The sequence below is a fragment of the Peribacillus butanolivorans genome, from assembly GCF_001273755.1.
Classification (GTDB): domain Bacteria; phylum Bacillota; class Bacilli; order Bacillales; family DSM-1321; genus Peribacillus; species Peribacillus butanolivorans.
In genome coordinates this window covers 2,548,699-2,559,729 of record NZ_LGYA01000001.1, presented here as the reverse complement: position 1 = coordinate 2,559,729, position 11,031 = coordinate 2,548,699, and the positions used below count along the sequence as shown (strand labels likewise).

10 protein-coding genes, 1 pseudogene and 1 riboswitch are annotated in these 11,031 nt (G+C 38.8%); of the genes and pseudogenes, 9 read left to right on the top strand and 2 right to left on the bottom strand.

All coding sequences use genetic code 11. From position 1 onward, the window contains the following. From AKG34_RS28875 to speB, 4 genes are all read left to right on the top strand, one after another. On the top strand, positions 1-556 hold a 556-nt coding region (locus AKG34_RS28875), incomplete at its 5' end, for an aldehyde dehydrogenase family protein (protein ID WP_407946253.1). Positions 557-642: 86 nt separating this feature from the next. Next, entirely contained in the window at positions 643-1,821 is a 1,179-nt protein-coding gene (locus tag AKG34_RS11710; RefSeq protein WP_053346236.1) for an iron-containing alcohol dehydrogenase, read from the top strand. A gap of 188 nt (positions 1,822-2,009) precedes the next feature. After that, complete coding sequence (locus AKG34_RS11705) at positions 2,010-3,482, top strand: aldehyde dehydrogenase family protein (protein ID WP_152952278.1); 1,473 nt, start codon at positions 2,010-2,012, stop codon at positions 3,480-3,482. Between the two features lie 430 nt (positions 3,483-3,912). Further along, complete coding sequence (gene speB, locus AKG34_RS11700; RefSeq protein WP_053346235.1) at positions 3,913-4,914, top strand: agmatinase; 1,002 nt, start codon at positions 3,913-3,915, stop codon at positions 4,912-4,914. Between the two features lie 165 nt (positions 4,915-5,079). Beyond that, a riboswitch (glycine riboswitch) is annotated at positions 5,080-5,182 on the top strand. A gap of 198 nt (positions 5,183-5,380) precedes the next feature. On the opposite strand, the pseudogene AKG34_RS26965 reads toward speB, so the two are convergent. Together AKG34_RS26965 and AKG34_RS29655 are read right to left on the bottom strand one after the other, a co-directional pair. Continuing rightward, positions 5,381-5,767: pseudogene (locus tag AKG34_RS26965) on the bottom strand (DDE-type integrase/transposase/recombinase); the annotation flags it as partial. Between the two features lie 28 nt (positions 5,768-5,795). After that, on the bottom strand, positions 5,796-6,038 hold the full coding sequence (locus AKG34_RS29655; RefSeq protein WP_407946286.1) for a helix-turn-helix domain-containing protein: 243 nt from the start codon (positions 6,036-6,038) through the stop codon (positions 5,796-5,798). 186 nt (positions 6,039-6,224) lie between these two features. Here AKG34_RS29655 and AKG34_RS11690 point away from each other — a divergent pair, with 186 nt between their 5' ends. The 5 genes from AKG34_RS11690 (at position 6,225) to AKG34_RS11670 (ending at position 11,013) form a co-directional block, all read left to right on the top strand. Beyond that, positions 6,225-7,337 carry an ABC transporter substrate-binding protein gene (locus AKG34_RS11690; protein ID WP_053346234.1) on the top strand — a complete coding sequence of 371 codons (1,113 nt, stop codon included), beginning with the start codon at positions 6,225-6,227 and terminating at the stop codon, positions 7,335-7,337. After that, entirely contained in the window at positions 7,327-8,160 is an 834-nt protein-coding gene (locus tag AKG34_RS11685) for an alkaline phosphatase family protein (RefSeq protein WP_053346233.1), read from the top strand. Before AKG34_RS11690 ends, AKG34_RS11685 begins: the two co-directional genes overlap by 11 nt. 116 nt (positions 8,161-8,276) lie before the next feature. Beyond that, positions 8,277-9,131, top strand: coding sequence for an ABC transporter permease (locus AKG34_RS11680; RefSeq protein WP_053346232.1), 855 nt, complete (start codon positions 8,277-8,279; stop codon positions 9,129-9,131). Beyond that, the gene (locus AKG34_RS11675) at positions 9,128-10,000 is read left to right on the top strand and encodes an ABC transporter permease (protein ID WP_053346231.1); all 873 of its coding nucleotides are present in this window, start codon (positions 9,128-9,130) and stop codon (positions 9,998-10,000) included. Before AKG34_RS11680 ends, AKG34_RS11675 begins: the two co-directional genes overlap by 4 nt. Next, on the top strand, positions 10,000-11,013 hold the full coding sequence (locus tag AKG34_RS11670; RefSeq protein ID WP_053346230.1) for an ABC transporter ATP-binding protein: 1,014 nt from the start codon (positions 10,000-10,002) through the stop codon (positions 11,011-11,013). The genes AKG34_RS11675 and AKG34_RS11670 overlap by 1 nt, the downstream gene beginning before the upstream one ends. Positions 11,014-11,031 lie beyond the last annotated feature (18 nt).

Sequence of the window (11,031 nt, the reverse complement as noted above, 5' to 3'; positions counted from 1 at the left end):
GAGAAAGCGAATCCGGGTCGGCCCTGGTGATCAACCGTCTACACAAATGGGTGCCCTTGTCAGTGAAGCGCATATGAATAAGGTACTCCAATATATTCAACTTGGCATAGAAGAAGGGGCGACATTAGCCTGCGGCGGCAAGCGTATCACAAGCAATGGACTTGAAATGGGCTATTTTGTTGAGCCGACGATATTTGTTGATACCAAACCGGACATGAGAATTGTTCAGGAAGAAATATTCGGGCCAGTACTTACCGTGCAAAAATTTAAAGATGAAGCGGAAGCCATCCAACTTGCCAATGATACTCCATACGGCCTCGCAGCAGGTGTATTTTCACAAGACGGCGCGAAGGCTTTAAGAGTGACTAAGAAAATAAGAGCAGGAATTACGTGGATTAATGCTTATAATCTAGCCTACAATGAAGCACCGTGGGGAGGCTACAAACAGAGCGGAATTGGCCGTGGATTAGGAACTTTTGGTTTAGATGAGTTTAGTGAGGTAAAACAAATTAACATTAATTTAGAAGTGGAGCCAACCAAGTGGTTTGATCATTAAAAATGGATAAGTAGATATAAAAGAGTAAAAGAGAGTGAGTCACTGTACTATTACACTGTTTGAAAAATTGAAAGGGGACATTAATGATGATCTGGGATTTTAATTTCAATCTTCCTACCTCTATAGAGTTTGGGAACGGAAAAGTTAAAAATATTGGGAAAAGAGCAAAAGAGCTAGGAGGAAAAAAGGCACTTCTAATTACCGATAAAGGACTGGCGCAAACTGGAATTTTACAAAAGGTTACCGATTCGTTAGACCAAGAAGGTGTCAATTATATTGTTTTTGATGAAATTACTCCTAATCCAAAAGATGTAGATTGCCATAGAGCCTATCAACAATTTAAAGACGAGGAAATAGATCTTTTGATAGGTCTTGGCGGCGGAAGTTCGATGGATACAGCAAAAGCAATTGGTACACTTTTAACCCATGGAGGAGAGCTTAGAGAGCGTTACGGTTTTAATTTACTAGAGAGAGAAATCACTCCACTTATTTGTATTCCTACAACTTCAGGCACTGGAAGTGAGGTTACAACAGGTTCTGTCATTACAGATACAGTTACAAAACAGAAAGAGGCTATACTTGACATTAGACTGGCTCCGAAACTAGCAATTTTGGATCCTGAATTAACTCTAACTCTGCCTAAATCTATTACTGCTGCTACTGGAATGGATGCCCTTACACATGCTATCGAAGCTTATACCAGCAATATTGCTGAACCAATTTCAGATGCTCTCAGTCTTTATTCAATTGAATTAATTGCTAAGTACCTTCCGTTAGCTGTAGAAAATGGGAACGACTTAGAAGGACGGAAAAATATGCTTGTAGCCAGTTTAATTGCAGGTATGGCATTTAATCACGCGGATCTTGGTGCTGTACATGCTATGGCTGAACCACTTGGAGGTCTTTATGATACTCCACATGGGGTAGCAAATTCTATATTTCTTCCACATGTGTTTGAATTTAATATTCCTTCAAACCCTGAAAAGCATGCAATTGTAGCTGAAAAACTTGGAGCAAATAAAGAAGGTAAAACAATGGAGGAAACTGCCTATGAAGGTGTTGTATTGTTAAAAGAGCTTGCTCGTAAAATTGGCATTCCTGATTTTCGAGATTTAAATAATATCAATCCTGAAGATTTCCCATTCCTTGCTGACGGGGCAGCAGTTCATTTATGTACACAGACGAATTCAAGAAAAGTGACACGCGAAGATTATTTGGCATTATTCCAAAAGACTTATGAGGCGAAAAACACAACATTAATTTAAAAATTCAACTAGATTAATGTTGATCTAGAATTTTTGAATCGGCGGTCGGCTTAATGGGAGTTTTAATTGGGCGGCCGCCATGGTTTACAGAAAACATGCGTATGCCCACTTGCTGCGGGTACATAATTAGCTATTTATGGATATGAGATTGCTATAAAGTAAGAATAACGAACTGGAGGTTTTTCAAATTGCATAAGTTGAAAATGTTTATAAACGGTGAGTGGATGGATTCTTTAAGTAAACAGAAGAAAAATATTGTAAATCCGGCAAACGGCAAGATCATTGCAGAGGCTCCTAACGGAAATGCAGAAGATGCCAAGATGGCCATTGATGCGGCACGAACCGCATTTGATTCTGGGATTTGGTCGGACTTACCGGCTTCGGAACGGGCTTCCTATTTATTTAAAATAGCAGAGAAAATTGAAGAACATGTATCTGAGCTTAGCCAACTTGAAACAGCCAATACCGGAAAACCTCTTAAAGAGTCAGAGTTTGACATTGCTGACGCAGCGGATTGTTTTCGTTATTATGCCGGCTTAGTCACTAAACCTGACGGCCAAACGTATCCTGTTTCTGGTCCTGTACAGGCTATGGTTGTTCGAGAGCCGGTAGGGGTATGTGGACTGATCGCTCCGTGGAATTTTCCTTTACTGACGGGAGCTTGGAAAATAGCCCCTGCCCTTGCTGCAGGAAATACGGTCGTGTTTAAACCAGCCGGGATAACTCCGGTTACCACCACTAAATTGTTCGAGATTATCAAAGAAGTTGGCATACCAGATGGCGTTGCAAACCTAGTTATGGGTGGTGGGGGAACAGTAGGAAATGAATTAGCGGAAAGCGATAAAGTTGATATGGTTTCGTTTACTGGCAGCACGTCAACAGGAAGAAACGTCATGCAAAAAGCAGCTGGAAATATTAAAAACATTGCACTCGAATTAGGCGGCAAGTCACCTAACATCGTTTTTGCCGACGCAGACTTTGAGACGGCCGTGGATTATGCTTTATATGGAATTTTTGTCAACGCCGGCCAAGTTTGTAATGCAGGATCGCGTTTGCTGCTTGAAGAGAGCATTCACGACAAGTTTATCGATAGACTGATAGAGAAAGCGAAAAAGATCCGGGTCGGCCCTGGTGATCAACCATCTACAGAAATGGGTGCCCTTGTCAGTGAAGCACATATGAATGAGGTACTCCAATATATTCAACATGGCATAGAAGAAGGGGCGACATTAGCCTGCGGCGGCAAGCGTATCACAAGCAATGGACTAGAAAAGGGCTATTTTGTTGAGCCGACAATATTTGTTGATACCAAACCGGACATGAGAATTGTTCAGGAAGAAATATTTGGGCCAGTACTGACTGTACAAAAGTTTAAAGATGAAGCGGAAGCCATCCAGCTTGCCAATGATACTCCATACGGCCTCGCAGCAGGTGTATTTTCCCAAGACGGTGCGAAGGCTTTACGAGTGATTAAGAAAATAAGAGCCGGAATTACATGGATTAATGCCTACAATCTAGCCTACAATGAAGCACCGTGGGGAGGCTACAAGCAGAGCGGGATTGGTCGGGGGTTAGGAACTTATGGTTTAGATGAGTTTAGTGAGGTAAAACAAATCAACATTAATTTAGAAGTGGAGCCAACCAAGTGGTTTGATCATTAAAAATGGAGAAGTAGAGATAAAAGAGAGTGAGTAATGCTTACATCGAAGAAATTTTTGACTAATAATAGAGGATGCATTTTTTGAATTCACCAATATTTTAAAATTTAAAAATATTAATTCTGAAGATGGGCTTTAACAGAAAGAAAGCTGTCAGCCTAATTGTTTTATTTTACGAGTAAAAAGCCAGTTCATCAAGATTTGTCTTTTTTAAGACCTAATAAAACAAAAATAATATTTTACTATATATGAATTATATTCCCCCGCGCTCTTTCTCTGTGGCGTTTACTAAGGAGAATCGAGTAATCAGAAAATATGTTGGTTCCTGATAGTCATTATTGACTACACAAATCCGTTTTGCCTAGTTTTATAGGTTGGCATGAAGCTTGCGTATATATTAACGAGAACGTAATACAAGTGGGAGGCAAAGTACATGTCGAATAATGAAAAACAACATCTTAATTTACCTTTTACCGGAATCTGTACTTTCGGGAAATATCCCGTATGTCCGGATCTAGACCAGCTAGATGCAGATGTAGCTGTCATTGGAGTTCCAAATGATATGGGAACACAATGGAAGTCAGGCGCAAGAATGGGTCCAAGAGGAATTCGTGAAGGCTCTACATTATATAGTTTCGGGTTAGATGGAGCCTATGATATTGAAAATGATATCATGTATCTTGGCCCGAAATGGAAAGTTGTTGATTGCGGCGATGTAGACATAGTACATGGGGATATGATGCAATCCCATGATAATACGGAAGAAGCCATTCGGAAAATCGTTTCAAAAGGTGCAATGCCGGTTGTTTTAGGTGGAGATCATTCCATTACAATTCCAGTAGGAAAGGGCTTGGGTGAACTCGGGCCATTTCATGTGATCCAGATTGATGCGCATTTAGACTGGGCAGATCACCGTTCAGGAATGCGGGTTGGACATGGAAGCTGCATCCGCCGCTTATCTGAAATGAATCATGTTCAAAAGATTTTTCAATTGGGCATTCGTGGAATCAGCAGCAGTAAAAAAGAAGATGTCGATGCTGCCAGAGAATACGGAAGTGTCATCTTGTCTCCCCGCCAAATGAGAAAGATGGGATTTGAACAGGTTTTGGAACTTATTCCAGCAGGTGAAAAATATTATATTACCATGGACATTGATGGCCTCGACCCATCGATCGCCCCTGCGACAGGGACACCTTCTCCTGGAGGCCTGCTTTATGATGAAGTCAACGAATTACTCCATGGAATTGCAAAAAGAGGAGAAGTAATCGGTTTTGATATGGTAGAAGTTGCTACTCCTTACGATCATACGGGAATAACTGGACAAGTGGCAGCGCGCCTCTCATTAGACTTACTTAGTTATGTTTTAAAAGAAAAAGAGAGAAACCAGGATGCAATCAGCGATCATCAAGAGCAGAACTTCATAAAGAAGCATTAGTCTGTTAAATTTGAAAGCGTTTGCTGATATAAAGTGATTTTCCTCCGTTTTATCTTTTCTTAGTTTCCTGAATATGTATAAAAATAGAGGCGATATCATAAAAAACACTTATGTAAATAATTATCCATTTAGAATATTTAGAGTATTTAAAAAAACGTATAGCGGTTGACGATTGTGGGAGAGTGCAATGTTGACAGTCACCGAAGGAGCAAGTTCCAAAAAAAACCCTTGAAACAAATCTCTCAGGTAAAAGAACCACAATGGGACGCAACTCTGGAGAGCGCGTTTATAAAATGCCACCAAAGAGGAAGACTCTTTGTAGCATAGAGTTAAACTCTCAGTTAAAAGGACAGAGAAGGGAATGTTGCCATTACTCTTTTCTGTCCTTTTTTGCGTTGTGCGGGAGTCATTCTATTTAGGCTCCATTGGTAACGATTTGTATAGTATTCTTCCATATATTCTTCAATCAATCGGTGTAACTATCAAAAGTTTGACACTCCAAATAATCCACTTCATCTTTAAAATGGGCAAAGAATGATTCCATAATGGCGTTATCCCAATAGTTGCCCTTTCGCGGCATGGATTGTTTCAGCCCTAGTTCTTTCACTCGGCGCTGGAACTCAGTGTGTGTGTAATGAACGCCTTGGTCTGAATGAATGATCGCTTCAGGATATATTAGAACTTTTAGGGAATCATAGAGCTTCTCCAATGTCTGATAGACAATCCCCATCTTGAGACTTTTAGATAAGTGAAAAGCGATGATTTCTCGTGTAACAGCGTCTTTGACACAAGAAAGATAAGCTTGTTGTCCAGAACCATAATAAACGTAAGTGATATCTATAAGGAGAACTTTCCTCGGTCTCCTTGGTTAAAATTCCTGTTTAAGTGGTTTGCTCATGAGTGGCTTTCGGTTGACGAATTGTGGCTTTATGATTGAACTTATGCATGAGCCTCCGAATCTTTTTATGGTTCATCGTGACAAAATGCTTATTCTCTAAAATCATTTTGATGGTGAGTGCACCTGCTTTTTTCCCCTTGGCCTCAAATATTTCCTTAATAAGTTCATAATCCTGCCAATCTTTCTTCTCTTGAGTAAATCGAATCCTTTCAGCATGTACAAGCATCATATACGTTGAGGCTTTATTTCTGGATGATTATGGAAATAAAACCTGGTGAATTTGACGAATAAAGAGTTGTTTTACAAAACCTTAATAGTTGATTAATGTGGGATTAATATTGTCGAATTATGATTAAACCGTAACAAACAGTAATAAACATTAAAAATTCCACACTAAATGGAGGCACTTTTTATGAATTACACATTCAAGAAGAATTGTTACAAGTCTATTCAAGCTGTGATGTTAGGAGTGAGTGTACTAGGATTAGCTGCTTGTGGATCTACTAAAGAGGAGGCTGCTCCAGTTGTTAAGGATCCAAGTTCGTTAACCCTGAAAGAAATTGAAACAAAGGCAAAAGAAGAGGGGACAATTAATAGTGTGGGTATGCCTGATTCATGGGCTAACTGGGGAGAAACGTGGAATGAAGTGATGAAAAAATATAAATTGGAACACAATGATACAGATTTATCCAGTGCCGAAGAGATTGCCAAAATGGAATCTGAAGGAGAGAATGCAACAGCTGATATCGGCGATGTAGGGGTTTCCTTTGGGCCCATCGCAGAACAAAAAGAATTAACGATGCCATATAAAACTTCCTATTGGGACGAGGTACCTGACTGGGCAAAAGATGACAATGGAGATTGGGTTGTTGGATACCAAGGAACGATTGCATTCTTAACTAATAAAGAATTAGTAGATAACCCGCCAAAATCATGGGATGACATATTAAAAGGAGATTATAAAGTAACAGTTGGAGATGTTCAGCGTGGTACACAGAACCAAATGGCCGTTCTTGCTGCCGCTAAGGCTTACGGTGGTGATGAAACAAATCTCCAACCAGGAATTGACTATTTTGCTAAGCTTGCCAAGCAAGGCCGCCTTAGCTTAACTGATGCTAAACCAGCTAATATCGAAAAAGGGGAAGTGGAAGTTGCCTTAGTTTGGGATTTCAATGCTCTTGGTTACGCTGACCAAATTAACCGCGATCAATTTGAAGTCGCCATTCCAAGTGAAGGTTCAGTCGTAAGCGGCTACGCAACTATTATTAACAAAAATGCAAAGCATCCGCATGCGGCGATGGCAACTAGAGAATATATCTTAAGCGATGAAGGACAAATTAACTTAGCTAAAGGATTTGCCCGTCCAATTCGCGATGTAGAACTACCGAAAGAAGTAGCTGAAAAAATGGTTCCAGAAGAACAGTACAAAAATGCAAAACCAATTGAAGATTACAAAGCTTGGGAAGAAACGGCAAAGCAATTACCACAGCTTTGGCAAGAAGAGGTGTTAGTCCATGTCAAATAAAGTAATAGCAATTATTGTTGATGGTATGAGATATGATAAAGCATGTGAGGCTCTTGGATTTATTCAACATCTAGTTGAAACAAATCAGGCAGCACTTTACAAAGTAAAGTCGGAACTCCCAAGTCTTTCCCGTCCATTATATGAGGTGTTACTAACGGGTACAGCGGCATCAGTGAACGGAATTACGTCCAATCAAGCCGTTCGCCTATCTACTGAGAAAAGTCTCTTTCATCTTACGAAAGAAAACGGCTTAAGAAACGGAACGGTATCTTATTACTGGGTAAGCGAACTTTATAATCGCGCGCCATTCCATTTTATTGAAGATCGTGAGCAAGAGGATGAATCTAAGCCGATTCAAAATGGAAAATTTTATTGGGATGATGACTATCCAGACAGCCATGTGTTAATGGATGCAGAAGCTTTGCGCAGAAAGTATGACCCACACTTTTTATATATTCATCCGCTCGGTGTAGATGTAAAAGGAGAAATTTTCGGTTCGGAATCGAAAGAATATCGTGAACAAATCTTAAAAATGGGAAGCTTGTTGGCACAACTTTTGCCAATTTGGATCAAAGAAGGTTACCACATTTTAATTACATCTGATCATGGCATGAGTGAATATGGCAACCATGGCGGCATAACTGATGGTGAGCGTGATGTACCGCTCTTTATCATGAGTCCAAAAGTTGAGCCTGGCGTTTACAGTGAAGTAGTTCCGCAATTAGCTTTTGCACCGCTCGTTTGTGAACTTTTAAATATTGAGCCGTCCAATAAAATGATTTCATATCAATTTCCAGGTCTGAAAGGAAAAAATACCCTTTAAAAAAGATACACTATTCAACATTATAATGAAGAATGAAGGTTGACGGGAATTGGTTTAACGAACGTACTGTTAAACCAATTCCCAAATTGTTAGAGAACAAAGAGGAGCGAGAAGTCTTGCGAAAAATAAAAAAACAAAAAATTTACTTATTAGCTCTTTTACTGCCATTTATTTTGTTTGTGATTGGATTTGAAATAGGACCATTAGTGGCAATGATTAAAAATAGTTTTTATGCAGACAATGGAATTCAAGTTACGATTGATCAATATATCACCATATTTAAAAGTAAATTTTACTTACAAGCCATTCAAAATAGCCTTGTCATTTCTTTATTTTCTGCTGTAACTTCTGTGATTATAGCAGTCATTGCAGCCTATTCGATTACAAAGTTCTCACAAAAAATACAAAATCGCTTACTGATGATTGCCAATATGACGTCGAACTTTGAGGGTATTCCCCTTTCATTTTCATTTATTATTTTACTTGGAAACAATGGGTTGTTTACGTTGCTTTTTTCAAAGATTGGTGGGGATGTGTTTGCGGATTTTAATTTATATTCATGGACAGGCCTCATTCTTGTTTATATATATTTTCAAATTCCGCTTGCTATTATGCTCATCTACCCGTCTTATCAAGGAATTAAGAAACAATGGAAAGAAGCTTCTTCATTATTAGGAGGATCAACATTATCATTTTGGCTTCACATTGGGATTCCAGTTCTTTTACCTAGTATTGTAGGTACTTTCAGTATTTTGTTTGCTAATTCGATGGGAGCTTACGCTACTGCCTATGCATTAGTAGGCAGCAACTATAACTTATTGTCATTGCAAATTGCCTCTCTAGTTGCTAGTGACGTTGCATTAAAGCCGCAGCTAGGTAGTGCGATGGGAGTTCTTCTAGCAGCGACAATGATAGGGGCGATGTGGTTCAATGAACGAATGATGCGCCGCATTAGGAGGGATTTACGATGAAATCTTCATTGACTTTTCATAAAGTGATTGTTGGGTTACTAGTTATATATTTATTAATTCCGCTTGTAGGAACATTTTTATTCTCGATTGCCGGTAAATGGGATCATACCATTTTACCTGAGAGTTATACAATGGATTGGTATATTGAATTATTTCAAGATGAACGGTTTTATGATGCTTTTCGACGAACGCTGTTTTTAATTGTCATGTCTGTAGGTCTTAGTGTTGTTATTATGCTTCCGACTATCTTTATCATCACGGTATATTTCAGTAAATGGGAAGGATTACTTCAAGCAGCAGCTATGCTTCCTTATGGAATTCCTCCCATTGTTGGAGCTGTAGGATTAATCAAGGTATATTCAGATGGACCGATTCAAATTGCCGGAACACCTTGGATTTTAATCGGTGCCTATTTCATAACGATTCTGCCATTTATGTATCAAGGTATTCGTAGCAGTCTTCGTACGATTAATGCCGTGCAGCTTGTTGATGCAGCTGAATTACTGGGTGCTACAAAATTCCAGTCGTTTCGCACAGTGGTGTTTCCAAATATTATATCTGGTATTTTAGTGTCTACCTTATTATCAGTCGCTCTTTTATTTAGTGAGTTTGCTTTTGCTAATTTGCTTGTAGGGGGCCGATTTGAAACCATTCAAATTTATCTTGCCGACAAACTAAACAGCAGTGGTCACTTAACAAGTGCAATTGTTATTACTTATTATTCAATGATTTTACTTTTAACGGGGATTGTATTAAAACTTACGTTTAGAAACGAAAAAAATCCTGTCGTGTCAAATAAGAAGCGAATTCTTTCATTTTTTAAAAAACAACACTGTAATAAAAATACTGCTATAGAAGGTGAAAAGTAATGAACTATGTAACCATCGATCAAGTGACTAAGGGGTATGAAAATCAAGTCGTTCTAAATGACATTTCTTTAACATTAAAAAAAGGAGAATTTGCTACACTTCTTGGGCAAAGCGGATGCGGGAAAAGTACATTATTACGTTCCATTGCGGGGCTTGAAGGTGTTGATGTAGGAAGAATCTTAATTGATGGAAAAGATATTACTAATTTATCACCGCGTCAGCGTGAAGTCGGTATGGTTTTTCAGTCTTATGCGCTTTTCCCAAATATGAGCGTTTTTGACAATATCGCGTACGGGCTTAAAATGAAGAAGGTAAAAAATATTAAATCAAAAGTGAAAAATATGATTGATATGGTTGATTTGATAGGAAAAGAAGAGTCGTATCCTCATCAATTATCTGGTGGACAACAGCAGAGGGTTGCTCTTGCCCGTGCGCTTGTCATGGAGCCGAAAGTACTGCTTTTGGATGAGCCGTTAAGCGCATTGGATGCTAAAATTAGAAAAAGCTTGCAAAAAGAATTAAAGAGAATACAGAAAGAATTAGATATTACAACTATTTTTGTTACTCATGATCAGGAAGAAGCAATGACGATGTCTGATCGAATTTTTGTCATGAATAAAGGAAAAGTTGTACAATCCGGTTCTCCATCAGAAATTTATACTTCTCCAGTCAATACATTTGTTGCAAAATTTATCGGAAATTATAATGTTTGTAATATGGAAGTTTTCCATAAACTTGTTCGCAGCACAGAATTAAAAGGGAATGAAGTCGCCATTCGTCCTGAAGTTTTACAATTAGTTTCTGCTGGTGAGGATAGCTTGGATTTACAAGAGAACTGGGGAATTAAAGGGGTTATTAAAGATGTTTCTATGACAGGGAATGTTTTAAGATATGAAGTAGAAACAGATGAGTCCGCTTTCCTTGTAGACTATCTTCACCACCGAGGGGAAATGTTTGAGCAAGGAGCACGCGTTCATATCCTTGTACCGAAGAAAGAATGCATTATTTTATAAATTATTAATGATCACGGG

What these genes read in the sequence shown, in the direction of transcription:
- AKG34_RS11710 (WP_053346236.1), top strand. Translation starts at nt 643, where the DNA reads ATGATCTGGGATTTTAATTTCAATCTTCCTACCTCTATAGAGTTTGGG.
- speB (WP_053346235.1), top strand. Translation starts at nt 3,913, where the DNA reads ATGTCGAATAATGAAAAACAACATCTTAATTTACCTTTTACCGGAATC.
- AKG34_RS29655 (WP_407946286.1), bottom strand. Translation starts at nt 6,038, where the DNA reads ATGCTTGTACATGCTGAAAGGATTCGATTTACTCAAGAGAAGAAAGAT.
- AKG34_RS11690 (WP_053346234.1), top strand. Translation starts at nt 6,225, where the DNA reads ATGAATTACACATTCAAGAAGAATTGTTACAAGTCTATTCAAGCTGTG.
- AKG34_RS11685 (WP_053346233.1), top strand. Translation starts at nt 7,327, where the DNA reads ATGTCAAATAAAGTAATAGCAATTATTGTTGATGGTATGAGATATGAT.
- AKG34_RS11675 (WP_053346231.1), top strand. Translation starts at nt 9,128, where the DNA reads ATGAAATCTTCATTGACTTTTCATAAAGTGATTGTTGGGTTACTAGTT.
- AKG34_RS11670 (WP_053346230.1), top strand. Translation starts at nt 10,000, where the DNA reads ATGAACTATGTAACCATCGATCAAGTGACTAAGGGGTATGAAAATCAA.